Origin of the sequence: Seonamhaeicola aphaedonensis (genome assembly GCF_003386195.1) — a bacterium.
Taxonomy (GTDB): Bacteria; Bacteroidota; Bacteroidia; order Flavobacteriales; family Flavobacteriaceae; genus Seonamhaeicola; species Seonamhaeicola aphaedonensis.
The window spans coordinates 407,929-434,039 of the sequence record NZ_QRDX01000001.1 but is presented as its reverse complement, the minus strand read 5'-3'; the positions used below and the strand labels follow the sequence as shown (position 1 = coordinate 434,039).

Sequence of the window (26,111 nt, the reverse complement as noted above, 5' to 3'; positions counted from 1 at the left end):
TAAATGAATTTCAATTTTCTTACCCCTGTTTCAGATTTAGTTTTAGCTCATAACGAATTACTATCTGCTCAAGCATTGGGAAGAAAAATTAAAATTCATTCAGAACAAAATGGCATGCCAGATTTAGAAGGTGTTTCTATTGCTCTTATTGGTGTTTTAGAGAATCGTAATGATGTTAATTATATTGGGACTGAATTTAAGTTAGATGAAATAAGAAAATCTTTCTACGGTCTTTTCCCAGGTATCTGGAATACTACTATAGCAGATTTAGGTGACATCCATAAAGGAGAAAGTGTAGAAGATACTTACTTTGCTTTAAAAACAGCCATAAGTATTCTAGTTAAAAAGAATATCATTCCAATTATATTAGGTGGCTCTCAAGATTTAACTTACGCAAATTACCGGGCTTATGACCATTTAATGCCAATGGTTAATATTGTTAATATTGATAGTAAGTTTGATATGGGAGATTCTACAAAGCCCATAAAGAATAATAGTTTTGTTGGAAAAATAATTCTAGATAAGCCATACAACCTTTTTAATTACGCCACCATTGGTTATCAGACCTATTTCAATTCTCAGGAAGAAATAGATTTAATGGAAAGTCTTTATTTTGAATCTTATAGATTAGGTGAGATCTCTAATAACATTGCTTCAGTAGAGCCTGTTTTAAGAGATGCTAATATTGTAAGTATTGATTTAACTTCTGTTAAAAGTTCTGAGGTAAGTTTAAATCAAAAATTTTCTCCAAATGGTTTAGACGGAAAAGAGATATGTGCCATTTCAAGATATGCGGGTATCAGTAATAAAGTAACATCATTTGGAATTTATGAATACAAGCCTTCAAATGATGATGAAATTTCTTCAATGCTAATATCACAAATGATTTGGTATTTTATTGAAGGAGTGAATTGTAGAGTAAAAGATGATGATTTTTCTAATGAGAACAATTATCAAAAATTCATTACCTTAGTGGACTCCCAAGAATTAATCTTTTACAAAAGTAATAAGACCGGTAGGTGGTGGATTGAAATCCCTTTTTTAGCAGAAGTAAATAATAAATTAAAAAGACATACGTTATTACCATGCATGCATCAGGATTATATAGATGCGAGTAATAATATAGTCCCAGACCGCTGGTATAAAGCGTTTCAAAAGAATTGCGTTTAGCAGCAATATCAAGGCAAAATGCTTATTTCATCGATAAAATGCTTATTTTTTACGATGAAATGTAATTTTTTTCTCGAAAAAGTTGTTTTTTAAAAAATATATAAATATGTTTACCCTCGCAAAGTTGAAGCAGATTAATTAACCTCGAGTTTTCTATGAATATGAAAAAGTTAACATTATTAACCGCAGTACTTATACTACTAGCTAGTTGTGGATCCAAAGATAGGGGAGAGTTAGTGGGTGTTAAAGGAAAGAAATGGCATCCAGAAAAGCCCTATGGAATGGAACTTGTACCTGGTGGTGCGTTTATAATGGGTAAAGCAGATGATGATTTAGCAGGCGTGCACAATGCACCAGCAAAAACAGTTACTGTTAGGCCCTTTTATATGGATGAAACAGAAATTACTAATAGTGAGTATCGTCAATTTGTTAATTGGGTTAGAGATTCTATTATTAGGACCAAGTTGGCTATTTTAGCCGATGAAGTTGGCATGACGCCTGAAGATGGAGGTGTTGGCGAATTTGCTTTTAAAGAAGCAGATACTGCTAATATGACCGTTTATCAGAAGTATATATATGAAAATTATACTGGGCTCGGACCTACCGGCTATGAAGGTTACAACTTAAATCATGATATTGATTTGATTTTTGACACAGCGGAATACCCTGATGAGTATTATGCCGAAGTTATGGATACCATGTATTTGCCAATGGAGGAATCTTATAATGGTCAACGTACCTGGGATGTAACTAAATTTAAGTTTCAGTACACGTACATGGACATTCAAAAGGCCGCTAAGGATAGAAGTTTAAGAAGAAAAGACGTTTTACTCAAAGAAGAAGTTGAGGTGTATCCTGATACTACAGTTTGGATTAGAGACTTCTCCTATTCTTATAACGAACCAATGCATAACGATTATTTTTGGCATGACGCTTATGGTGAATACCCAGTGGTTGGTGTAACTTGGAAACAAGCTAAGGCCTTTTGTCAGTGGAGAACTTTATGGAAAAATACCTATCAAAAAAGTAAAAAAGGTGCTCATTTTGTAAATGCGTTTAGATTACCTTCGGAAGCTGAATGGGAATATGCTGCCAGAGGAGGACTTAGAGCAGCTACATTCCCTTGGGGTGGGCCTTATGCCAAAAGTGATAGAGGTTGTTTTATGGCAAACTTTAAACCAGTAAGAGGTGATTATGCTGCAGACCAAGCATTATACACTGTTGAAGCAAAATCTTATGAGCCTAATGATTATAATTTATATAATATGGCTGGTAATGTTGCTGAATGGGTAGATTCATCGTATGATCCATCATCTTATGAATATATGTCTACTATCAATCCAAGTGTTAGCGATATGGAAAACGAACGTAAAGTAGTGCGTGGGGGATCATGGAAAGACGTTGCATACTTCTTACAAGTAAGTTCAAGAGATTATGAGTATGCAGATTCTGCAAGAAGTTATATTGGCTTTAGAACCGTTCAAGATTATATGGGGACACAAGTAAATTCTAAAAACGGTAAAAAGACAAAAATTTAATCAAATCAATAATAAATAATTACTATTAATTAACCTACTTAAGTATTCGTACTTAAATTAAAAATCGAAAATTATGGCACAGTCAAGAGCAAGTAAAAAGTTTATGAATTTAGCTTACGGATTAGGAGCATCAATCGTAATCGTAGGAGCATTGTTCAAAATTATTCATTTTGAAATTGGACCTTTAACAGGTAATGTCATGTTAACCATTGGATTGGTAACAGAAGCAATCATTTTTGCTATTTCAGCATTTGAACCAGTAGACGACGATTTAGATTGGTCACTTGTTTATCCAGAGTTAGCGGGTGGTCAAGCAACCGAAAAAGAAGCTAAAGACCCTCAGGGTTTGTTATCTAAAAAATTAGATGAGTTATTAAAAGACGCTAAAATTGATGGTGAACTTATGGCTAGTTTAGGAGATAGCATTAAAAACTTTGAAGGTGCTGCTAAAAACCTTACACCAACTGTAGATTCTATGGAAGCTACAAGAAAGTACGGCGAAGAATTATCTTTAGCTGCTGCTCAAATGGAATCTTTAAACAGTTTATATAAAGTACAGTTAGAAAGTATTAACAAACAAGCTGCTTTAAATGAAGAGTCTGTTGAGAACGCTGCTAAATTAAAAGAGCAAATGCAATCTTTAGCATCTAATCTATCATCATTAAATGGTGTTTATGGAGGTATGTTATCTGCTATGAATAAAAGCTAATTAGGGGTTACCCAAATTTATATTAATAACCAAAACCTAATTAGAAATGGCAGGAAATAATTTATCACCAAGACAGAAGATGATTAATCTGATGTATTTAATCTTCATTGCAATGTTAGCATTAAATATGTCAAAGGAGGTACTTTCGGCCTTTGGATTAATGAACGAAAAGCTTACAGAATCTAATGAGGCTGCAACATTACGTAATCAAACGTTTGTAGCTAGTTTAGAACAAAAAGCTATAGATCAAAAAGAAAAATACGAGCCTTTAAAAGACAAAGCAAAAGAAATTCATGATAAGGCTGTTGCATTAAATGATTATTTAGAAGAGCTTAAAAGTAAAATGAAAGCCACTGTTGATGATCCTACAGATTATGAGATCATGGACAAAGGCGATTATTTAGATGAAAACTTTTTTAAAGGAGATAAACTTAAGCCTGAGGGTGAAGAGTTTTTAAATCAAATAGCTACTTTTAGAGATGGTGTTTCAGAAATTCTAAAGGGTCAAAATGGTATGGAAGACATTGTGAAAGATGTACAAAAAAACTTTAATACCGATGATGTTAAGCGTGGTGCAGGAAAGCAACCATGGTTAGAGTACCATTACAAAGGCTTTCCTTTAGTGGCTTCTTTAACAAAAATGACCCAGTTGCAAGCTGATATTAAGACTACTGAATCAGAGGTATTGTCTGCAATGTTACAAGGAACACTTTCTAGTGAGGTATCTATGACTAACTATACCACGTTGTTAGAAACTACAAAATCTGCTTACTTTAATGGAGAAACATTTGATGGTCAAATAGTATTGGGTAGAAAAGATGCCTCTACTAAGCCTAATAGAGTTGAATTAACTTTAGATGGAAGACCTTTAAGTGAAGATCAGTACTCTATAGAGGAGGGTAAAGTAAAATTAAAAGTAGGAACAGGTAATCCTGGAGAACATAAGATAGAAGGTAAATTAATCTTTGCTCAAGATGGAGAAGAAGTTGAAGTACCTGTATCATCATCTTTTGCTACCGTTCCTAAGCCAAATTCAGCTACGATTTCAGCAGATAAAATGAATGTAGTATATCGTGGTGTTAAAAACCCAATGACCATCTCATTTGCGGGAATTCCTGATAATAATGTAAGCGCTAGAGCTCAAGGATTGTCTAGAGTTAAAGGAAGTAATTACGTTATGGATGTAACTACTGTTAAAGGTAGAGAGGTAACCATTAATGTAACTGGTAAGTTGCCAGATGGAAAACCAGTGAGTGATAATGCTACTTTCAGAATTAAGGATTTACCAAAACCAACAGGAACTATTAGAGGTGAAGATGGTCAGGTAAAAATGCAACGTAATAGTTTGGAGATATCTTCTGTTGGCGCGAAGTTCGACGATTTCGATTTCGAATTACCATTGCGAGTTACAGGATTTAAGTTTAAAGTGTCTGGGCAACCAACCATTAATGTTAGTGGTAATAAGCTAGACAGTAGAGCGAAATCTGCATTACGTAAAGCAAAACGAGGATCAGACGTGCAAATATTTGATATTGAAGCTAAAGCAAGCGGTGTAAGTGTTATACTTAAAAAAGTATCGCCTGTAATTATTGAGCTTACAAATTAAAATTTAAGAATAGTCTTAGATTAAAGCCCTATTAAAATATAATAAGATGAATTATAAAAGTTTTTTATTAACCATAGTAACTGTTTTTACAGCTTCGGGAATGTTTGCTCAGGCAAATATCTTGAATGCTAAATCACCAGAAGAAATAGGTGTACGAACAGAAGCGCAGATAGCAATTGATAACGATAAGCCACTGCCTTATGGTTATGTAGATGATAGAGATATTCTTTTTTCTAAAATGACCTGGGAGAAAATTGTTCTTGACGAACGTGCTAACTTTCCATTGTACTACCCTATTGATACCAATAACATTGGTAGTGACAGAAGATCTCTGTATGATGTACTTATGAAAAACATTAAAAATGGTAACATTGAAAGGATTTATGATGATTCTTATTTTACAACCCAAAGAACTCTTAAAGATATTGAAGCTGCTTTAACTAAAATAGATACTACCGAATTAGGTGTTGAGCAATTAAATGCAGGCGAAGAATTATCGGCAGAATATATTAACAGACGCGATATTACCGCTGCAGATATTATGGAATATCGTGTTAAAGGGTTGTGGTATTTTGATAAGCGTCAATCTGAAATGAAATACAGATTGTTAGGGATAGCTCCTGTAGCTCCAGATGTTAATTTTATTGATGAAGAAGAACCTGATTTAGTAGAATTATTTTGGGTGTTTTTACCAGATGCCAGAGAGGTATTACATGAAGCTAAATCGTTTAATAACGAAAATAGTGCCATTCCATTCTCTTTTGATCATATCTTGAATTCCAGACGTTTTCATGGTTACATATATAAAGAGGAAAATGTACAAGGCGATAGAAAAGTAAATGAATATATCTCACAAAATGCTTTAATGCAGCTACTGGAATCTGAAAGAATTAAGGATAAAATTAGAGATTTTGAACTGGATATGTGGACTTATTAGTCGCATGGTCTATATAATTTAAAGCCCACTTTTTAGTGGGTTTTTTTTGTTCAATTTGTCCCACTGAGCGCAGTCGAAGTGTCTTTTAATATGTAAACTTTATATCTTCGCAATATGCAAGTAGATTATATAGTCGTAGGCATTGGATTAGCAGGTATTAACTTTTGCGAACAACTTAGAGCCAACAATAAAAACTTTTTAGTTTTTGATAATAACTCTCAATTATCGTCTTCTGTTGCTGGGGGGTTATACAATCCAGTTGTTCTAAAACGTTTCACAAGCGTTTGGAAAGCAAAAGAACAATTAGAATTGGCATTACCCGTATATGCTTCATTAGAAACTTTACTCAATGTAAAGTTAGACTATAAAATTCCTGTATACAGAAAATTTGCATCGAACGAAGAACAAAACAATTGGTTCACAGCATCAGATAATACATTGCTTTCAGAATTTCTATCAGACACTATTATTAAAAATGATAATGATAGTTTAGAAGCTCCTTTTGGTTTTGGCGAGGTATTCAAAACGGGAAGGATTGATGTTAAAACTTTGATAGATTCATACAAGAGTTATTTGAAGAAGAATAACAGGTTATTAGAAGAAGCTTTTGAATATGATGAGTTACAAATTAAGGATGATAAAGTTCAATATAAAAATATAGAATCAGAACGCATCGTATTTGCTGAAGGTTTTGGTGTTAAACAAAACCCGTTTTTCAATAATTTGCCGTTAGTCCCTGCCAAAGGAGAACTATTGATGATTCATGCGCCAGAGTTGAAAATTGATTTTGTGTTGAAATCAGCAGCCTTTTTAATTCCTTTAGGAGATGATTTATATATTGTTGGTGCTACTTATGAATGGAAGGATTTAAGCAACAATACATCTTTAAAGGCAAAAGAAGAACTACTGGAAAAACTTAAAAGACTAATCTTGTGTGATTTTGAAGTTATTCATCAAGTGGCAGGAGTGAGACCAACGGTAAAAGATAGGAGGCCATTAGTTGGTAGTCACAAAGATTACAACAATATGTTTGTTTTAAACGGGCTAGGAACTCGTGGAGTTATGATAGGTCCTTATGTAGCCAAACAGCTTTATGATTTTATTGAAAATAATATTCCTCTGGAAAAAGAAATTGATATTAAAAGGTTTGAAACCTTAATGTAAAAGCTGACCAAAGACTAAAGACTATAAAAAGTTAAGGTGATTTTGCAATAATAGGCAATATCAGTTTCTATTTCTCCACCAAACTTTTGTCATAATGCATAAAAAAGTTAATCCAGATATTTCTTGAAAGTCGCATTATAATTGGCATAAAAACCACTAAGGTAACAACAATAGAAATAAAAGTAATTTTTAAACTAGCGTCAAAAAACAGGTTGCTAATAACATAAGCCGCTACAGCAAAGGCAATTCCAACAGCATAACTTACATACATGGCACCGTAAAAAAAAGAGGGTTCAATTCGGTATTTAGTACCGCATTTAGAACAGCAATCGTTAATTTTCAAAGTGTCTGTAATCACGTAGGCATTTTTATTGCAATACATTGATTCTTGATGACATTTTGGGCAACAACCTGTAACAATGCTATATAGCTTCGTTCCTTTTTTAAACATATATTTTAATGTATTTTTGCTAGCAATTTTATAAAACAAAAGTAGTTGTAATAGTTTAATATTCTGTAACCAAAGTCACATTTCTATGCTTAACATACATAATCTTTCAATATCGTTTCAAGGTGAATATCTTTTTGAAGATATCACCTTTAAGCTAGGAAATGGAGACAGGGTAGGGCTTATTGGTAAAAATGGTGCTGGTAAATCAACCATGCTCAAAATTTTATCGAAAGAGTTAGAACCTGATTCTGGACAAATAGCTACCGATAAAACGCTAAAAATTGGTTTTTTAAAACAGGATATTGATTTTGTTTTTGGAAGAACAGTTTTAGAAGAGGCTTATGAAGCTTTTACTGAAATTAAGCAGCTAGAGGCTAAAATGGAAGCTATTAATACTCAATTGGCAGAACGTATCGATTATGAAAGTGATGGATATCATCAGCTTATGATTGACATTAATGATTTGCAACATCAATATGAAATTTTAGGAGGTTATAACTACCAAGGTGATACAGAAAAAATACTTCAGGGACTTGGTTTTAAGCGTGAAGATTTTAACAAGTTAACAGATACGTTTTCAGGAGGATGGCGCATGCGTATTGAGTTGGCAAAATTACTGCTTCAAAATAATGATGTGTTACTTTTAGATGAGCCTACAAACCATTTAGATATTGAATCTATTATTTGGTTAGAAAACTTTTTAAGGAATTATTCTGGAGCCGTGGTTATTGTGTCGCATGATAAAATGTTTTTAGATAATGTAACCAATCGTACTATAGAGATTTCCTTAGGAAGAATTTATGACTATCCTAAACCATATTCTAGATATTTAGTGTTACGTGAAGAATTGAGGGAGCAACAATTGGCATCGCAAAAAAATCAGCAAAAGCAAATTGAACATACTGAAAAGTTAATTGAAAAATTTCGTGCAAAGGCCTCCAAAGCTTCCATGGCGCAATCACTTATAAAAAAGCTAGATAAAATTGAGCGCATTGAGGTTGATGAAGATGACAACAGTGTTATGACCCTTAATTTCCCCGTTTCAGTAACACCGGGAAAGGTTGTTGTTGAAGCTTCCTCAGTTTCAAAGAATTATGGACAAAAGGAAGTCTTAAAAAATATCAATTTACTCATTGAACGAGATAGTAAAACAGCTTTTGTAGGGCAGAATGGTCAAGGAAAATCAACTTTAGCTAAAATTATAGTTGGTGATATTAAGTTTGATGGCAATTTAAAACTTGGACATAATGTTCAGTTAGGCTATTTTGCTCAAAATCAGGCAGAGTATTTAGATGGTAATAAAACGGTTTTAGATACTATGATTGATGCAGCAAACGAAACCAACAGAAGTAAGGTGCGCGATATTCTGGGGTCATTTTTGTTTAGAGGCGAAGAGGTTGAAAAATATGTTAGAGTATTGTCTGGAGGGGAGCGCAACCGATTAGCATTGGCCAAATTGATGTTGCAGCCCTTTAATGTGTTGATTATGGATGAGCCTACAAACCATTTAGATATCAAGTCTAAAAATGTATTAAAAGAAGCCTTAAAACGATATGAAGGGACTTTAATTCTAGTGTCTCATGACCGTGACTTTTTACAAGGATTAGCCAATAAGGTTTATGAGTTTAAAGACCATAAAATAAAGGAATACTTAGGTGACATCGATTACTATTTAGAACAACGTAAAGTAGAGAGTTTAAGGGAGGTTGAAAAGCGAACCATAATACAAGAAGTGCCAAAAAAGAAATCTAAATCGACTTACGAGGAACAGAAAAAATTAAAGTCTTTAAATAATAGATTGAGTAATGTTGAGGCCAAAATTAGCTCCTTGGAAAAAGAAATAAAAGCTATAGACATCGAGCTTGAAATTAATTATGAACAAGCTACTTCAAAACCAAATTTCTTTGATAATTACCATAACAAGAAGTCAGATTTAGATTCTTTAATGGAACAATGGGAAAATATTCAAGTAGAAATTGAAACTTTAAACAATTAGATTTAAGTTTTTTTTAACTACTTTAAGATGGTCTAAGAAATATATTTGTTAGACCATCAAAATAACTCGCATGCGCAAAATTATACTTTCTGTAATAGGAATTTTACTTGTTGTATTGTCCTTTTTATTTGCAAAAAACCTCATAGCTAATAAAAACAAACCTAAACCATTTAAACAAAAAGTTGTAAAAACAGTATTTACTGATACTGTTAAAAATACCACGGTAAAAGTTGTAATTCCTGCAAGTGGAAGTTTGGTAGCAAAACAACGTGTAGAACTTTATGCTGAGGTTCAGGGAGTTTTCAATTATTCTAATGTACTTTTTAGACCAGGACAATATTACAAAAAAGGTCAAGCTTTAATCAAAATAGACGATTCTGAATATCGTGCCAGTGTTCAAGCTGCAAAGAGTAATTTGTATAATGCCATTACCGGTATAATGCCAGATATAAGATTAGACTTTCCAGAAGTTTATCAAAAATGGCAGACTTATATTGATAAATTCGATTTAGATAAAAGGACGCCAGAATTACCAAAGATGACTTCAGATAAGGAGAACTATTTTATAAATGGACGTGGTATTGTTTCTAGCTATTATAATGTTAAAAATCTAGAAAGTCGACTTTCAAAATATACCATTTCTGCACCTTTTTCAGGTATTCTAACAGAGGCTTTAGTTACAGAAGGATCTTTAATACGTAATGGCCAAAAACTAGGTGAATTTATAAATCCATCAGTTTATGAGATGGAAGTTGCCTTGGCGAGCTCCTATGCCGGTTTACTTAAAATTGGTGAAACCGTTGTATTGAATAGTTTAGACAAAACTGCTACATACAATGGTAGTGTTTCTAGGGTTAATGGTAGTATAGACCCCACTACACAAACTATAACTGTTTATATTGAAGTAAATGATCCTAACCTCAAAGAAGGATTATTTTTAGAAGCTAATGTAAATGCTAAAGAAGAAGATGATGCTATTGAAATAGACAGAAACTTATTCTTAGAAACTAATGAAATTTATATAGTAAGAGATAGTGTTCTAGACGTTATAACTGCCAAACCAGTTTATTTCTCAGACACAAAGGTGGTGCTAAAAAACATACCTGATGGTACAGTAATACTAAAAAAACCTGTTCCTGGTGCTTATGTAGGTATGTTAGTAAAACCTTTTGAAAAGAAGTTTAAGTCATGAGAAAGATAATAGCTTATTTTATTAAGTATCATGTAGCGGTTAATGTTTTTATACTGGCTTTCTTTACGTTTGGTATTATTGGGATGTTATCACTCAGGTCATCTTTTTTTCCGCTAGTTGAGTCTAAAATCATAACCATAAATGTTACGTATCCCGGAGCATCTCCTCAGGAGATTGAAGAAGGTATAGTGCTTAAGATTGAAGATAATTTAAAAGGCTTGAAGGGTGTTGAACGTGTTACTTCAGTTTCCAGAGAAAACAGCGGCTCAATTACGGTAGAGATTGAAAAAGGTGAGAATATTGATTTTATGTTACTTGATGTCAAAAATGCAGTTGACAGAGTACCTTCATTTCCTACTGGCATGGAGCCTTTGGTAGTAGCAAAGCGCGAAGAGGTTCGTGAAACCATATCGTTTGCTATAAGCGGAGACAATATTCCTTTAGTTACTCTAAAACAACTGGGTAGACAAATAGAAAATGATTTAAGAGCTATAGAAGGTATTTCACAGATTGAGGTTACTGGTTATCCAGAGGAAGAAATCGAAATAGCCCTTAATGAAACAAGTTTGTTAGCTTATAACCTTAGTTTTAATGAAGTTGCTCAAGCGGTAGCGTCAGCTAATATTTTAGTAACAGGAGGAAATATCAAAACCAATGCAGAAGAATACTTAATTAGAGCCAATAATAAGTCGTATTATGGTGATGAATTATCAAATGTGATTATCAAAGCTTCTGCTAACGGAAAAATAGTGAGGCTCAAAGATGTCGCCATTATAAAAGATCGGTTTTCTGAAACGCCTAAAGTTAGTTATTTTAATCAGGAATTATCTGTTAATATAAGTATCACAAGTACGAATAATGAAGATTTAATTTCGGCTGCAGAAAAAGTAAATGAATATATTGAAAGCTACAACCAGAGCTATAATAACGTAAGTTTAAACGTAATTAGTGATCGCTCTATTCCGTTAAAGCAGCGTACAAAGTTGTTAATGGAAAATGCTTTTGCGGGCATTATCTTGGTGCTTATTTTCCTGTCTCTTTTTCTAAATACACGTTTAGCGTTTTGGGTAGCATTTGGACTCCCTATCTCTTTTTTGGGTATGTTCATTTTCGCTAATCAGTTTGATGTTACAATAAACGTATTGTCCTTATTTGGGATGATTATTGTCATTGGAATTTTAGTAGATGATGGTATCGTGATTGCTGAAAACATTTATCAGCATTACGAAGAAGGCAAAACGCCAGTTCAAGCAGCAATTGATGGAACTATGGAGGTGCTTCCTCCAGTAGTCTCAGCAATTATAACCACATTGTTGGCTTTTTCATTGTTTTTATTTTTAGATAGTAGGATAGGCGAATTTTTTAGCGAAGTTTCGGTAGTGGTCATATTAACTTTAACTATTTCATTAGTTGAGGCATTGATTATTTTACCCGCCCATTTAGCACATTCTAAAGCTTTAGCTAAACCTAATAGAACTGGTACCACATCAAAAATAAAGTTGTTTTTCTCTAAAATGAGACTCATCAATAAAATAGGAGATAGTATCATGTCTTTTCTCAGAGATAAAGTGTATAGCCCAATCATTCATTTTGTTTTAAATCATAAGTTACTGTCACTTGGTTTTTTTATTACTTTATTGATTCTTACTTATGGATCAATAGGAGGAGGTGTTATTGGGATTACTAGATTTCCTTCGATAGCTAGCGATAGAATTAATGTTCAATTGGAAATGCCTAATGGCACGAATGAAAAGGTTACAGATTCTATTATTTCTATGATTGAAGAAAAATCATTTGTGGTAGATAAGGAGTTTACAGAGAAGTATTTAAAGGGTACTGGTAAGAAGCTTTTTGAAAACACCATTTTAACTTTAAATAGTTCTTCTAGCGCCAGATTAGAAATTAATATGCTTCCAGGAGAGGAGCGGCCTGACGAAATAAATGCAAGACTGGTGGCAAATAGGTTAAGGCAGGTAGTAGGGCCAGTAATTGGGACAGAGAGCTTAATTTTTGGATCAGGAGGAAACTTTGGTGGAAGCCCAGTTTCTATCTCTCTGTTAGGTAATAACGTTAAAGAATTAAAAGCTGCGAAAATAGAGCTTAAAAATAGATTGCAAACCAACCCACTTTTAAAAGATGTAGCAGACAATGATCCAGCAGGAATTAAAGAAATAAGGTTGCAGCTTAAAGAAAGTGCTTATCTGTTAGGACTAGATTTACGAACTGTTATGAGTCAAATTAGAGCTGGTTTTTTTGGAGCGCAAGCACAACGTTTTCAGAGAGGGCAAGACGAAATTCGTGTTTGGGTACGATATGACAGGAGCAACAGAGAGTCCTTAAGAGATTTAGATGATATGCGTATTATTACACCATTGGGAGAACGTGTTACACTAAAAGACATTGCTTTTTATAGTATTGAAAGAGGAGATGTTGCTATTAATCATTTATTAGGGCAACGAGAAATTCAAGTTACGGCAGATTTAAAGGATCCTAATGGTAGCGCGACTGATATTTTGAACGATATTAAAGAAGATGTTATTAAGGATTTACAATCTAGATATCCTACAATTACACCATCTTATGAGGGGCAAAATAGAGAAACGGTAAAGCTTGTAACCTCGTTAAAGAAAGCAGGGATACCAATTTTATTACTCATTTACATCACCATTGCATTTACGTTTAGAAGTTACAGCCAACCATTACTATTAATTCTTTTAGTGCCACTTAGTTTAACATCTGTGGCTTGGGGACATTGGTTATTTAATTTTCCTTTAAGTACTTTGTCTCTCCTAGGAATTATTGCTTTAATAGGTATTATGGTAAATGATGGATTGGTGCTAATTGGTAAATTCAATACTAATCTTAAAAAAGGAATGCCTTTTGATATAGCGCTTTCAGAAGCTGGAAAATCAAGATTTAGAGCCATATTTTTAACATCATTAACAACCATAGCAGGTTTAGCGCCACTTTTATTAGAAAAAAGTAGACAAGCACAATTTTTGAAACCTATGGCAATTTCTATTTCATTTGGTATTGGTTATGCAACCATTTTAACGCTATTGGTATTACCATTGTTTTTAGCATTTAGTAATGATATTAAAAAGAATGTTAAGTGGTTAGTAACTGGTAAATCCGTCACTAGAGAAGAAGTAGAACGAGCTATAATAGAACAAAAGGAAACACATGAAAGTTAGATTTATATTATTTAGTATTTCACTTATACATTGTATGTGTTTGTTTTCTCAGGAAGTTATTACACCCAAGGAAGCTATAAGTTTGGCTTTAGAACATAATTATGGTATTAAAATAGCTAATAATCAAGTTGAGGTAGCAAAAAATAATGCTAATATTCTTAATTCTGGTTACTTACCCACCCTTACTGGTAATGCAAATGCTTCAATTGACAAACAAAATACTGAAGGGCAACTTGCCAACGGAGACACTCGGGTGGCTACAGGTGCTGAAACAAGACGATATAATGCTTCTATAAACCTAAATTACGTGTTGTTTGATGGTTTAGGAAGAAGTTACAATTACAAGCAGTTGAAAGAAAGCCAGCAATTAACAGAATTAGAAGCACGTGAAACGATTGAAAATACAATTCTACAATTATTTACGGTATATTATAATGTAGCAGAATTACAGGAGAACACCAATTCAATAATTCAAACCTTAGAAATTTCAAGAGATAGAGTGTTTAGAGCTAAGTATCAATTTGATTATGGACAAGAAACAAAGTTAGCTCTTTTAAATGCTGAAGTAGATATTAATAACGATAGTATCAACTTGATGAATGCAGAGCAGCAACTGAAAAATTTTAAAAGAGATTTAAATTTAGTTTTAGGAAATACGTTACCAGATCATTTTGATATAGATACAAAAGTTGGGTTTAATCAACTAATGAACAAAGAAGAACTGTTAGAAAAAGCTAAAAATTATAATACCGCTTTGCAACGGATAGAGAAAAATATTAAAATCAATTCTTTAATTGTAAAGTCTGAGAAATCAGCCTATTTGCCAACTGTTGGATTAACAGGAAGCTATGGTTGGAATGAGTCTAATAATAACAGCCCATTAGCCTTTGTGATTCAAAATACAAATTCTGGTTTTTCGGGTGGTTTAAATTTAACATGGAACTTATTTGATGGTGGAACTACTATAACAAGGGTTAAAAATGCCAGGATAAACCTAGAATCTCAAAATATTCAAAAGGAAGAATTTTTAGTAACATTAGAACGTGATTTTAATAACGCTTGGGAAGATTATCAAAATAAATTGGCAATTTTTAGACTTCAAGAAGATAATATTAAAACTTCTCAGAATAATTTTGATAGAACTCAAGAAAAATTCAAACTTGGTCAGCTAAATTCTATAGAGTTCAGACAAGCACAAATAAATCTTCTAAGTGCTGAATTAATTAGGAATCAAGCAAAATATGCGGCTAAACTTGCTGAGTTACAATTACTAAAAATTAGTGGTGAAATTTTAAATGTTAATTTTTAGAGATTTTTCTCAAAAATCCCCTTTTTTAGATTAGTTCTATGTATTTCATCGAATTATATCTGTTAAAATTTTATGCTTTTTATCGATAAAAATAGTTTTTAAACCTGTTTTAGCTTAGTTTCGTCATAGAATTAATCCCAAATCTATTCTAAAATGAAAACCTTAAAGCTAATAGTAGTTTGTTTGTTAACAACTACCTTTTCATTTGCTAATATTTCTTTAACCGAGAAAGATGCGCTTATTGCATTGTATAATTCAACTCAAGGAACCCAATGGAACACTCCATGGGACTTAAATGCCGATATTGATACTTGGTATGGTGTAACTATTGAAGACAATAAAGTGGTAGAAATAAATTTGCCATTCAATAACTTACAAGGAAAATTGCCTCATGAAATTGGAAATTTTTCAAGTTTGAAAAAACTAAACCTAGGGTTTAATAAAATATCTGGAAATATTCCTACTTCATTGAGTAATTTAAAATCTTTAACCTCTTTGGAGTTATTCATGAACGCTTTAGAAGGTACAATTCCTTCAGAGTTAGGAGAACTAAAAAACCTTGAATCTTTAAAATTATACAGCAACAAACTAGATGGAGAGATTCCAAGTTCACTTATGGGATTAACAAACTTAAAAGAACTTTTATTAGGTAGTAATTTTTTAACTGGTACAATTCCAACAGATATTTATGCCTTAACTAAATTGCAAAAGTTAAGCCTCATGGATAATAAATTAGAAGGAGAGATTCCCGTTGAAATTGCGCAATTAACAAATTTAGAAGAATTGTTATTATCTACTAATAAGTTGACTGGAGATTTGCCATTAGAGTTTATGAATTTAACCAAGCTAACAACAATAATGGTTAGTGATAATAATTTGAATCAAGAGTATATAAGCGTCTCTGGTAAAAATCCTCCAAGTATGATGATATTACCATCACAAAGAGCAACGGCCTCAATGGATATTGAAAAAGAATAATTCAAAGTAATACTTTTAATAAGTTCATAAAAAGTGACTATTTTATAGTCACTTTTTTGTTTTATTATGATTGAGCATTATTTTACATGTCCCTATTGTTGGCAAATTATATCAATTTTAATAGATAACTCTATTATAAACCAAAGTTATATAGAAGATTGCGAGGTTTGTTGCAATCCAATTAATATATCATTTAAAATTTATAAATCAGATATTTCAGCCTTTCAGGCAGATAACCTGTAGTAATAATATTTTTTGGTAATATACTTGTTAAAACTAAAAAGGATTGTATATTTGCAATCCAATATCGCGGGATAGAGCAGTAGGTAGCTCGTCGGGCTCATAACCCGAAGGTCACTGGTTCGAGTCCAGTTCCCGCTACAAGGCTTAAAGCTAGATAAACAAACGGATTGGTTACGCTAATCCGTTTTTTATTTACTATATCACTGATACTTTAATATTTATATGGTAGTCTAAACTATATGAATTCTAAACTATACTCTTTCAATTCTGAAATCTAAATTATTATTAGAACCTTAATATTGTTGTAATGACCAATATTTTTACTGACAGGATGTTATTTATGAAGGCTTTGTTTGTAATTTCTGGGAGATTTACCCATAAAGTTTTTAAAAATTCTTGAAAAATATAAAGGATCTTCAAACCCTACTTCAAAGCTAATTTCTTTAATGCTTAAATCTGTGTAATTTAAAAGCTCACAGGCTTTTTGTACTTTCTTTAAATTGAAAAAGACCAATAGCGGATAACCTGTTTTTGCTTTAAACTTGGTGTGTAAGTAGGATTTTGAGTAGTTAAACTTTGATGCTATTTCATCCAAAGTAAATTTTTTTTCTAAATTATCCAATAAGTGTTTTATTATTGAATTAACAATAGTGTCATCACTGTTACTCTTTATACTATATTCAAAGTCATGATAAACAAAATAGCTAATAAAGTTCAGGGAAAGAAGATTAGCATATTCTATATGGTTCTCTAAATAAGTACTATTAAAGAGGTTAAATATTTTTTCAAAAGAATTTATTCTTTCAAGAGAGAACGGAATGTTTTTATAATTCTTAATTTGAGTGCTTTCATATCTTTTGTATAACTCATCTGCTAGAGGGCCATTAAAGTGGAACCAATAAATACTCCATGGGTCATTGTTGAATGCTTTATATTCATGCTTTACTTTTTTGGGTATTATGAAAAACTGGTTTGGATTTATTTCAGTTTTTTCATTGTTGATATAAATCTCTCCTTTTCCTTTAGTGCAGTAAATAAATATGTATTGGTTGGCGCCTTTCTTTCTCATTCTATAATGATGATGAGCTCTTGGGTAATATCCCAAGTCACTAACATAAAAGTTTTTGGTAATGTCATTGACTTTTGAAATATTAATGATTGATTTATGGAATGCAATCATTTTTTGGCCAACAAAGCCTTCTTTTAAAGTTAAATCATCGGTTGTGTCAGATTCAGTTTTTTTAGTCATGTTTTTATTAAATGTAGTCAGTTAGTTTCTTATTAGCTAGTTTGGATATTCCTTATCAGAATTTTCTTGATTAATCTGAGTTCAAAAGTGTAATTCAATACATTATTTTGATAGTTTAGTATAACTTAGGTTTATTTATAAAACCATCATAACTAATTAGCTGTTCTTTTTCCAGAAGGTATCAAGTTGTTTTCCTTTTCCTGTTAAAAATTAGTTCTTAATACAAAAATAGAAATATAATCCATGTTTTAGGTTTTTGTGTCTATTGTTTTAAGGAGTTTAGATTGTAATTTTGTAAAAATGTAGTGTTTAAAATGGTTATTTCCTAAAATCAAGTGCATTACATGGAATAATGTGTATAGTGTGTTGTTAATTACAATAAATGATTTTTTTTATAAATAATGAAATCATCCTTGTTTTTGTCCTAGCTATCATAATTATTCAATACCAATACAGCGTAAGCTAATTTTATAACTAAACTCGATAATACATTAAAAATGAAAACAATTAAAACAAAACTAGTTGTCCTTACGGGATTTTTAACCATGTTATTAGGATGTGGTGATGACGATTCGGTTAGTGTAGATTCTATGCCAGAATTTCAGTCGTTAAATCAACAGGTTTCTTCGTTGCCTGGAGAGGAGTTTCTCTTTGAAGGTATCGTTACAGACCCTGCGGGAATTAAAACTGTAAACTTTAAGTACGAGTCTTGGTTTCTTGATAAAACTATTTTAAAAGATTCCTTGCCTGAAACTTACACCATATCCTATAAATTTAAAGTTCCAGATGATGCAGAGGAGTTTAGTGTGCATACCATTCCGGTAACTATTACAAATGCTGGAGATGTAGAAACAACTAGAGATGTGGTAATAACTTTAGATAGGGATATTTCTGCTCCAACAATTACTATAAATAGTCCTGCTAACGGTGCTACAATATTAATAGGTGCTGGAGATGAAATAGATTTAAATATTGATTTAGCTGATAGGGAATTGGCTGAATTGCGAATTGAAAGTGATATTTTAAACGAGACAATTCCTATTTCTGGGGCTTCACATAACTATAGTAATAGCATAGATGTTCCTAACCCGGGAAGTTACGATTTTATGATAACAGCAACAGATGCTGCTGGAAATGAAGCAACAGCTTCTGTATCAGTAAGTGTGGTAACGGATTTACAGTTTGTAGCTATGTTTTTAACAGATGAAACTTCAGATGCTGCATTAGAGCAAGATATTTTTGGAATTCCTTTTACTACAGAAGGTAGTCAAGTAACTGGAGAGAATGGCTATGTTTTTACAGGTAAATATTATGCAGCAGCAGCTAATTCAGAAGTTAGGTTTATTCCTCAGTCTGGATCCTTTGGTCCTTTTACTTTTGGGGCTGATCCTAATACTCCGGGAAGATTGGTATTAGGTCAAGATGCTTCTGTAGATCCTATTGTGCTTCCTAATGTAGGATATTATGAAATTACTATGGACGTGAGGGATTTGAGTTATACCATAACATCATACACACCTACCGATGCAGCTTTTGATCAAGTTTATATTTTGGGAAGAGGGATTTACATTGACGCTACAACCTCTACATGTACAAATAATAATGATGGTAGTACTCAATGTTGGCATTTTAATTCAGGTAAGCCATTTACGCAAGATGCAAATAATGATTATTTATGGACTATAGATGTGACGCTGCAAGATCAACCGAATGACGAAGGAGCTAATGGCTATATTTTAAACGCCAGTACTTCTGGTTGGGCACCGTTTTGGAGAACAAATCCAGACGATCGATCTCAAACAGTGCCAGGAGGTGGATCAAATTACGTGTTTGATGATAGTGCGCTTAACAAAGACTACACGTTTATTTTCGATACGCACTTAAACAGAATTATTGCCAAGGAAAGATAGCTGCAGCTTTAGGAATAAGAATGCCTAGATATGCTAGGCATTCTATCAAACCCTAATTTTGTAAAAAGTAGGCTAAATGAAGCTCTTTAGGCGACTTTAGCTCGATGTTCTGTAGGATTTCACTGAATCAAATTAATATAAAACAACCAAACTTTTAAAAAGCAAATTAAATGAAACAAATAGCTTTAATTGCAATTAGTGTGTTGTGCTTCGGTTTTACGATGATGGCTCAAAATACTGTTGAAGGAACTATTACAGATGACCAAGGGCAACCTTTGCCCGGGGTTAATATTCTGGAGAAAAATACAGCTAACGGATTTGTGTCCGATTTTAACGGAAATTATACCATAACAGTTGGGGATAACGCTACTTTGGTATTTAGTTATGTAGGTTTTAAAACGCAAGAAGTTGCGGTAAATAATAGAAGCAACATCAATATAATTCTTTTAGAAGATAATGAGCAATTGGATGAAGTAGTTGTAATTGGTTATGGGGCGGTAAAAAGAGATAAAATAGCCACTTCTATATCTTCTGTCAAGGGGGAGGATATAGTGACTCAGGTGGCAAGTAACCCTGCGGAAGCACTACAGGGAAGAGCGTCAGGGGTTCAAGTATTGTCATCTGGAGGAGCTCCAGGAGCATCGCCGACTATTCTTATTCGAGGTGTCGTGACTGGAACCACAAACACTAGTCCGCTTATAGTAATTGATGGAGTAATGCAGCCATCAGGTACTTCTTTAAACTCTGTTAATTCTCAAGATATAGAAAGCGTAGACATATTGAAGGATGCTGCGGCATCAGCTATTTATGGTTCAAGAGCGTCAAATGGGGTGGTTCTTATAACTACAAAGCGAGGTAAGGAAGGTAAAGCAGTAGTAAACTTCGATTTTAATTATGGTGCTCAACAGTGGGAAAAAGTTGAGATGGCAGGAGCGCAGGAGTACATAGACATAATCAATACAAGAAGAGCTAATGATGGAACAGCGCCATTGTATGACCCAAATGATTTTGGAGAAGGAACTGATTGGTGGGACGAAGTAGTGGAGGATTATGCGCCCGTTGTAAATGCTAATATTAGAGCTTCTGGTGGTAGTGAAAATATCAAGTATTCGGCTAGTGCTAGTTTTTTTGACCAGCAATCAAACTATGCCAAAGGATGGTATCAAAGAGTTACCACAAGATTTAATGTAGATTTTAAAATATCAGATAAAGTAACTCTAAAACAAGATATAAGTCCTAGAATAGAACGATGGGAAACCACGCAGGGTCTATTGGATAACGTATTACGAATTGATCCATTAACACCAGTTTTTATTCCTCAAAGTGAACGTGAAGGGCGTAATGAATTTAGTATACATGGTTTGCCTCTTAACTTGGTAACCAATCCTGTAAATGCTCTGGCAAGACATTTTGACGATAACAACTTTTTTGGTATTTTTTCAAATACACAGTTAAACGTTAAAATAACACCAAGCATAACGTTTTCTTCACAGATTGGGGTTAATATGTCATCTACAACTAGAGAACGATTTGAACCAGAATATTTTTTAGGTCCAAATCGTCAGTTAGAAATAAATAACTACAGGGAAAGAAAGACCACTAATTTTGATTATGTTATAAATAATACCATCACTTTTGAGAAAACTATCAATGAAAAACATTATTTTAATGTTTTAGGTGGTATTTTATATGATTCTAGAAATTGGGAGTATGTTGAAGGTTTTGCGGATGGATTACCCAGTAATACTAACGTAAATTTAAGGCAGTTAAATGCAGCTCAAGGTGAAACGGTAAGGGTAGAGGGTAATGATGCGACTGATAATATTTGGTCTGCTGTATTTAGAACAATCTACAGTTTTGATGGTAAGTATACGCTTAACTCTTCGGTAAGGGTGGATCGAGCTTCCCGTTTTGCAAAAGACAAAAATACAGGAGTGTTCCCAGGAATCTCTTTTGCTTGGGATGTAGATTCAGAAGATTGGTTTAAGAGTAAGGCTATAAATAATCTTCGTTTCAAGATAGGTACTGGAGAGCTTGGAAATCAACAGATAGACAGAAACGGTCAGTTCTCTCTTGTGGGGAGTGGAGATTTTGTATTTGGTGGAGATAGAGTGCCTGCTAATTTCTTAAATCGCTTAGGAAACCCGCTTTTGCAATGGGAGACCGTAAGAGATAAAAACGTTGGGGTAGATTTAGGGTTATTCAATAATACTATTACGCTATCTGCAGAGTACTATGAAAAAACTTCAGAGGATTTATTGTTCGATGTTGAATTACCAAACTATACGGGCGTACCGGGAGAGGTATCTCAAAATGTAGGTAGTTTTCAGTCTAAAGGATTCGATCTTAACTTAGGATACAACAAAAATTGGAATGATTTTACCTTAGGGCTTAATTTAACAGTGTCGTCCAATGAAAGTAGAGCTATTGAGCTAGCTTCAGGAAATGAAGTGCTTTTGGCACAAAGAAGATCTACTCTAGGGAACAGGGATATAAAAAGAACAGAATTAGGTGGTATAGTAGGGCAATTTCTAGGATATGAGACAGATGGGATTTTTCAAAACCAAACAGAGTTGAATTCTCATACTTCTGAAGATGGTACTATTATACAACCTAATGCTCAAATAGGAGATTTGCGTTTTGTAGATCAAAATGGAGATGGTGAGTTAACTGACGAGGATTTAGTTGGTATAGGAAATCCGTTTCCAGATTTCTTTACGGGGTTAAATATCAACATGAAGTATAAAAGGTTTGATATGTCCATGCAATGGTATGGAACTTTTGGTAATGATGTGTGGAATAGTAATCTAGAATACATATATTCAGGAACACAAAATCTTAATGTGCTTGCTGGTACTAAAGATGTAGTGTGGTCTCCTACGAATACAGGTGCAAGGTTTCCTAGGTTAACTGAACTAGACAGAAACGGGAACTACCAAAACCCATCAGATTTGTTTGTTGAAGATGGATCTTATATAAGATTGCGTAATGTGCAATTAGGGTACAATTTCAAAGTTAAAGGATTTAAGAGGTGTAGGTTATATGTGTCAGGGCAAAACCTTTTAACTATTACAGACTATAGTGGTTTTGATCCTGAAGTTTCAGGGGGAAACCCTAACCAATTGAGTATTATTGATCGTTATGGGGTAGACTATCGTAGAAACCCAGTGTCTAGAACATATTTATTAGGACTAAATTTAACATTATAAGACTATGAAAAAGATTTTTTTATTATTAGGTATTGTCACTACTCTGTTTTTTGCGAGTTGTGATCCGTCGGATTTTTTAGATCAACCGGTACAAGGTCAAGAGGAGTTGGATGATTTCTTTTCAACTGCTGAGAAGGCAGAGGCGTTTATTAACGGTATATACAGAAAGGTAAATGGTGAAAGTTGGTGGCAAGTTAATTTTCAGCGCCAAATTAACGAAATGGCTACGGATGATAACTGGGCAGGTAACACGGCTCAACCACGACCAGATATTACTGGAATAGCGCAATATAATGTATTCGCAGGTTCTAGGTATTTTAATTTTTTATGGGAAAGCCATTATATAGGTATCACAAGGGCTAATATTTCATTAGATCGAATTCCTGGAATAGAAAGTATAGAAGAAGATAAGAAAACCCAGTATATTGGTGAGGCTAGATTTATAAGGGCTTTTTTCTATTTTGATTTGGTGCGTAATTTTGGGGGAGTGCCTATTGTAACCTCCTATGAAGAAATATTAGACCCTTCTATCAATGATAAGGTTCGTGCATCAGTTGAAGAGGTATATGCTGTTATAGAACAGGATTTAGAGGTTGCTATTAACAATTTACCAAGAAAAAGTGAGTATGCGGCAGACGATTTAGGTAGGGCTACCAAAGGTGCTGCCCAAGCGCTATTGGCTAAAGTGTATTTATACCAAGAAAAGTGGGCTCAAGCACAAGCTATGGCTAAAACGGTAATGGATTCAGGTGAGTATGCTTTGGAGGCTGATTTTGCAGACCTATATAGAATTGGCAATGCTCATGGTATAGAATCGATATTTGCAATAGAATTTATTAACAATCCTACGTTTCAAGATATAGGAGGGCAATTCTCTATTACCAATGGTAGTCGTGGTGACCGTGGCTGGGGCTGGGGTTCTCCAACTAGTGATTTGGAAAATGTCTTTTTAAGTGAAGGTGATAATATCAGATTAAGGTCTACAATCATTAAACATGGTGAGCCAGTTTTTGGTGATCCAGCTGTAACTGAGTTTGATGGAAAACCCTCTGAAAATAAATCTGGGCGTACAAACAGAAAATATTATACACCAGTTGGGGAAAGACCAGAACCGTATCAAAGAGGGCAGATCCCTGGACAATATATTCACATAAGATTAGCAGATGTTATATTGTTTCATGCTGAGGCTGCGTATTTTAATGGAGACGCCACATCTGCTAGAAACTCGTTAAAACTTGTGAGAGATCGTGTTGGTTTGAGTACTAATATGTCTTTGTCTGGAGATGCTTTAAGAGATGCAATTTGGAGAGAAAGACGTCTAGAAATGGCCTTGGAGCAACACAGGTTATATGATCTAAGAAGGCAAAAGATAAATGGTGTACCAAGAATAGCATTAATATTGGGCCCAAATGGTTCCTTTGTGAAGTATAATACTGAAGAGAGTACTGATCCTTTTGAGACTACAAACTTATTAGAATCACAAGATAGTGGAGCGTTATTCGATCCAGATATCCATATGTTGTGGCCTGTTCCTCCTAGAGAAATCCAATTATCTAGAGGTAATATAACGCAGAACCCTGGGTATTAATTTTTTTGTTAAGCTTTTGAAAAAGAGAATTAATGTTGAGATTATATAAGTATGTTTTAGTTTTTACAAATGTTGCACTATTTATGGGGTGTAGTTCGGATAATGCAACGGATCCTAATGATCCAAAGTTTGAAGTGCCTCAAGATGGTATTAGTTTAAACTTAAACACTACATATCAAGTCATAGATCATTTTGGAGCTTCGGGTGGTTTTCAAGACCAATGGGTTGGAAAATGGCCTGATGCCTCCAGAAATAAAGTAGCTAAATGGTTATTTAGTACAGAAACTAATGCTTTGGGAGATCCCGAGGGTATTGGGTTGTCTTTGTGGCGAACTATCATAGGAGAAGGATCTGCGGACCAGGTTAATAGTGGCTTTAAAGCTTCTAATTGGTTTCGTGAAATGGAATGTTATTTGGCACCGGATGGTACTTACGATTGGAATAAGCAAGAAGGGCAAAGGTGGTTTATGTCTAAAGCCAAAGAGTATGGTGTGGACAAATTTACAGCATGGACAGGTTCTCCTCCATATTTCATGACTAAAAACGGCTATGTTTTTAGTACAGCAGAGGTTCCTACTTTTAATTGTGAACCAGATAAATATGATGATTTTGCTAATTTCTTAGCAGATGTGGTTAAAAAATATGAGGACGACGGTTACAATATTACTACAGTGTGTCCTTTTAATGAAACTCAATACGAGTGGAATGCAACAGTAGGAGAGGCTCAACAATCTGGAACAAGAGCAACCAACGGAGAGGTGGCAACAGTTACAAGAATTATTGATGGTGTATTTGCACAGAAAGGAGTGAATGCTAAAATTATGATTCCTGAAGCTGCTCAATTAAAGTATTTGTTTGAAGGTAGTAATAATAGAGAAGATCAGGTTAATGATTTTTTTAACACGTCCAGCTCAAACTATATTGGAGATTTGGATAATTTGTCAAAACATATTGCAGGACATAGTTATTTTAGTAATGGTACTACAAGTGAGTCATTAAGGCAACGAAAGTCTCTAAAAACAACTGTAGAGAGTTATGGTTTAGATTATTGGCAAACAGAATATAGTCTTTTGGGTACGGCATACCTCAATGGAAGAGAGGCAAGTGATCTATCGGAAATAGATTATGCTTTGTGGATGAGTAGAATTATTCATACAGATTTAGTTTTTGGTAATGCTACTGGTTGGAGTTTTTGGACGGCACTTAATAGATCTACATTTGGCGATCATCGTTATAGGTTTAATCTTGTGTTGTGGGCTCCAAATTCTAATGGGCCCTCTCACACAGATGGAACAGTGTCAGATAATAAATTGCTTTGGGCTTTAGGGAACTTTAGTAGGTTTATTAGACCTGGAATGGTTAGGTTTGAAATTAATGATCCTGATTATAGTGATAATGCTTCTGTAGAAAATTTTATGATTTCGGGATATAAAGGAGGTGCTTCAAATAAAGATTTGGTTATTGTTTGTATTAATAACACCGATTCAACAAGGCGTATATCTTTTGAAAACTATGGTGTCGATTTTGAAGTTGTGAATGACACTTTTGAGGCCTTCACAACATCATCAGGAACTAACCTAAAGAAATCAACAATGCAATATGATGGTGTTGACATACCCAGAAAATCTATCGTAACATTAAAAGCTGTGCTTAAATAAAATTAACTGT

General features: G+C 33.6%; 18 protein-coding genes and 1 tRNA gene. 17 read left to right on the top strand and 2 right to left on the bottom strand.

Features of this window, described 5'->3' with window-relative positions; genetic code table 11:
• Window positions 1-3 precede the first annotated feature (3 nt).
• From DFQ02_RS01870 to DFQ02_RS01845, 6 genes are all read left to right on the top strand, one after another.
• A complete protein-coding gene (locus DFQ02_RS01870; protein ID WP_116039281.1) occupies window positions 4-1,170 on the top strand; it encodes a formimidoylglutamase in 1,167 nt (388 codons plus the stop codon).
• A gap of 161 nt (window positions 1,171-1,331) precedes the next feature.
• Window positions 1,332-2,708, top strand: a complete 1,377-nt coding sequence (gene porK / locus DFQ02_RS01865) for a type IX secretion system lipoprotein PorK/GldK (protein WP_449441382.1) — start codon at window positions 1,332-1,334, stop codon at window positions 2,706-2,708.
• 73 nt (window positions 2,709-2,781) lie between these two features.
• Entirely contained in the window at window positions 2,782-3,417 is a 636-nt protein-coding gene (gene porL, locus DFQ02_RS01860) for a type IX secretion system motor protein PorL/GldL (RefSeq protein WP_116039279.1), read from the top strand.
• A 46-nt stretch (window positions 3,418-3,463) separates the two neighbouring features.
• On the top strand, window positions 3,464-5,023 hold the full coding sequence (gene porM / locus DFQ02_RS01855; protein ID WP_116039278.1) for a type IX secretion system motor protein PorM/GldM: 1,560 nt from the start codon (window positions 3,464-3,466) through the stop codon (window positions 5,021-5,023).
• 46 nt (window positions 5,024-5,069) lie between these two features.
• Entirely contained in the window at window positions 5,070-5,960 is an 891-nt protein-coding gene (gene porN, locus DFQ02_RS01850) for a type IX secretion system ring subunit PorN/GldN (protein ID WP_116039277.1), read from the top strand.
• Window positions 5,961-6,074: 114 nt separating this feature from the next.
• Complete coding sequence (locus DFQ02_RS01845) at window positions 6,075-7,124, top strand: NAD(P)/FAD-dependent oxidoreductase (RefSeq protein WP_116039276.1); 1,050 nt, start codon at window positions 6,075-6,077, stop codon at window positions 7,122-7,124.
• A 67-nt stretch (window positions 7,125-7,191) separates the two neighbouring features.
• Here the strand turns inward: DFQ02_RS01845 and DFQ02_RS01840 are convergent, their stop codons facing one another.
• Window positions 7,192-7,575 carry a DUF983 domain-containing protein gene (locus DFQ02_RS01840; protein WP_116039662.1) on the bottom strand — a complete coding sequence of 128 codons (384 nt, stop codon included), beginning with the start codon at window positions 7,573-7,575 and terminating at the stop codon, window positions 7,192-7,194.
• Between the two features lie 85 nt (window positions 7,576-7,660).
• On the opposite strand from DFQ02_RS01840, the gene DFQ02_RS01835 reads away from it, so the two are divergent.
• From DFQ02_RS01835 to DFQ02_RS01805, 7 genes are all read left to right on the top strand, one after another.
• The gene (locus DFQ02_RS01835) at window positions 7,661-9,571 is read left to right on the top strand and encodes an ABC-F family ATP-binding cassette domain-containing protein (protein ID WP_116039275.1); all 1,911 of its coding nucleotides are present in this window, start codon (window positions 7,661-7,663) and stop codon (window positions 9,569-9,571) included.
• Between the two features lie 70 nt (window positions 9,572-9,641).
• Window positions 9,642-10,763 (top strand): efflux RND transporter periplasmic adaptor subunit, encoded by a 1,122-nt coding sequence (locus DFQ02_RS01830; RefSeq protein ID WP_116039274.1) that lies wholly within the window; start codon window positions 9,642-9,644, stop codon window positions 10,761-10,763.
• Window positions 10,760-13,957 carry an efflux RND transporter permease subunit gene (locus DFQ02_RS01825; protein WP_116039273.1) on the top strand — a complete coding sequence of 1,066 codons (3,198 nt, stop codon included), beginning with the start codon at window positions 10,760-10,762 and terminating at the stop codon, window positions 13,955-13,957. The genes DFQ02_RS01830 and DFQ02_RS01825 overlap by 4 nt, the downstream gene beginning before the upstream one ends.
• A complete protein-coding gene (locus DFQ02_RS01820) occupies window positions 13,947-15,266 on the top strand; it encodes a TolC family protein (protein ID WP_116039272.1) in 1,320 nt (439 codons plus the stop codon). Before DFQ02_RS01825 ends, DFQ02_RS01820 begins: the two co-directional genes overlap by 11 nt.
• Window positions 15,267-15,419: 153 nt before the next feature.
• Window positions 15,420-16,244 (top strand): Two component regulator three Y domain protein, encoded by an 825-nt coding sequence (locus tag DFQ02_RS01815; RefSeq protein WP_116039271.1) that lies wholly within the window; start codon window positions 15,420-15,422, stop codon window positions 16,242-16,244.
• A gap of 66 nt (window positions 16,245-16,310) precedes the next feature.
• The gene (locus DFQ02_RS01810; RefSeq protein WP_116039270.1) at window positions 16,311-16,487 is read left to right on the top strand and encodes a CPXCG motif-containing cysteine-rich protein; all 177 of its coding nucleotides are present in this window, start codon (window positions 16,311-16,313) and stop codon (window positions 16,485-16,487) included.
• Between the two features lie 65 nt (window positions 16,488-16,552).
• A tRNA-Met gene (locus tag DFQ02_RS01805) sits at window positions 16,553-16,625 on the top strand.
• A 196-nt stretch (window positions 16,626-16,821) separates the two neighbouring features.
• Here the strand turns inward: DFQ02_RS01805 and DFQ02_RS01800 are convergent.
• Window positions 16,822-17,736, bottom strand: a complete 915-nt coding sequence (locus tag DFQ02_RS01800) for an AraC family transcriptional regulator (protein ID WP_116039269.1) — start codon at window positions 17,734-17,736, stop codon at window positions 16,822-16,824.
• 497 nt (window positions 17,737-18,233) lie between these two features.
• Between DFQ02_RS01800 and DFQ02_RS01795 the strand changes: the two genes are divergently transcribed.
• From DFQ02_RS01795 to DFQ02_RS01780, 4 genes are all read left to right on the top strand, one after another.
• Window positions 18,234-19,646: a hypothetical protein gene (locus DFQ02_RS01795; RefSeq protein WP_116039268.1), complete on the top strand. Its 1,413-nt coding sequence runs from the start codon at window positions 18,234-18,236 to the stop codon at window positions 19,644-19,646.
• A gap of 170 nt (window positions 19,647-19,816) precedes the next feature.
• Window positions 19,817-22,855 (top strand): SusC/RagA family TonB-linked outer membrane protein, encoded by a 3,039-nt coding sequence (locus DFQ02_RS01790; protein WP_116039267.1) that lies wholly within the window; start codon window positions 19,817-19,819, stop codon window positions 22,853-22,855.
• Between the two features lie 4 nt (window positions 22,856-22,859).
• Entirely contained in the window at window positions 22,860-24,443 is a 1,584-nt protein-coding gene (locus DFQ02_RS01785; protein WP_116039266.1) for a RagB/SusD family nutrient uptake outer membrane protein, read from the top strand.
• Window positions 24,444-24,475: 32 nt separating this feature from the next.
• On the top strand, window positions 24,476-26,101 hold the full coding sequence (locus DFQ02_RS01780) for a glycoside hydrolase (protein WP_116039265.1): 1,626 nt from the start codon (window positions 24,476-24,478) through the stop codon (window positions 26,099-26,101).
• Window positions 26,102-26,111: the final 10 nt, after the last annotated feature.

Excerpts from the sequence above, each read along its gene's own strand:
- DFQ02_RS01795 (WP_116039268.1), top strand. The coding sequence starts at position 18,234 with ATGAAAACAATTAAAACAAAACTAGTTGTCCTTACGGGATTTTTAACC.
- DFQ02_RS01800 (WP_116039269.1), bottom strand. The coding sequence starts at position 17,736 with ATGACTAAAAAAACTGAATCTGACACAACCGATGATTTAACTTTAAAA.
- DFQ02_RS01810 (WP_116039270.1), top strand. The coding sequence starts at position 16,311 with ATGATTGAGCATTATTTTACATGTCCCTATTGTTGGCAAATTATATCA.
- DFQ02_RS01870 (WP_116039281.1), top strand. The coding sequence starts at position 4 with ATGAATTTCAATTTTCTTACCCCTGTTTCAGATTTAGTTTTAGCTCAT.
- porK (WP_449441382.1), top strand. The coding sequence starts at position 1,332 with ATGAAAAAGTTAACATTATTAACCGCAGTACTTATACTACTAGCTAGT.
- DFQ02_RS01825 (WP_116039273.1), top strand. The coding sequence starts at position 10,760 with ATGAGAAAGATAATAGCTTATTTTATTAAGTATCATGTAGCGGTTAAT.
- DFQ02_RS01830 (WP_116039274.1), top strand. The coding sequence starts at position 9,642 with ATGCGCAAAATTATACTTTCTGTAATAGGAATTTTACTTGTTGTATTG.
- porM (WP_116039278.1), top strand. The coding sequence starts at position 3,464 with ATGGCAGGAAATAATTTATCACCAAGACAGAAGATGATTAATCTGATG.
- DFQ02_RS01790 (WP_116039267.1), top strand. The coding sequence starts at position 19,817 with ATGAAACAAATAGCTTTAATTGCAATTAGTGTGTTGTGCTTCGGTTTT.
- DFQ02_RS01840 (WP_116039662.1), bottom strand. The coding sequence starts at position 7,575 with ATGTTTAAAAAAGGAACGAAGCTATATAGCATTGTTACAGGTTGTTGC.
- DFQ02_RS01845 (WP_116039276.1), top strand. The coding sequence starts at position 6,075 with ATGCAAGTAGATTATATAGTCGTAGGCATTGGATTAGCAGGTATTAAC.
- DFQ02_RS01820 (WP_116039272.1), top strand. The coding sequence starts at position 13,947 with ATGAAAGTTAGATTTATATTATTTAGTATTTCACTTATACATTGTATG.
- porN (WP_116039277.1), top strand. The coding sequence starts at position 5,070 with ATGAATTATAAAAGTTTTTTATTAACCATAGTAACTGTTTTTACAGCT.
- DFQ02_RS01785 (WP_116039266.1), top strand. The coding sequence starts at position 22,860 with ATGAAAAAGATTTTTTTATTATTAGGTATTGTCACTACTCTGTTTTTT.
- DFQ02_RS01815 (WP_116039271.1), top strand. The coding sequence starts at position 15,420 with ATGAAAACCTTAAAGCTAATAGTAGTTTGTTTGTTAACAACTACCTTT.
- porL (WP_116039279.1), top strand. The coding sequence starts at position 2,782 with ATGGCACAGTCAAGAGCAAGTAAAAAGTTTATGAATTTAGCTTACGGA.
- DFQ02_RS01780 (WP_116039265.1), top strand. The coding sequence starts at position 24,476 with ATGTTGAGATTATATAAGTATGTTTTAGTTTTTACAAATGTTGCACTA.
- DFQ02_RS01835 (WP_116039275.1), top strand. The coding sequence starts at position 7,661 with ATGCTTAACATACATAATCTTTCAATATCGTTTCAAGGTGAATATCTT.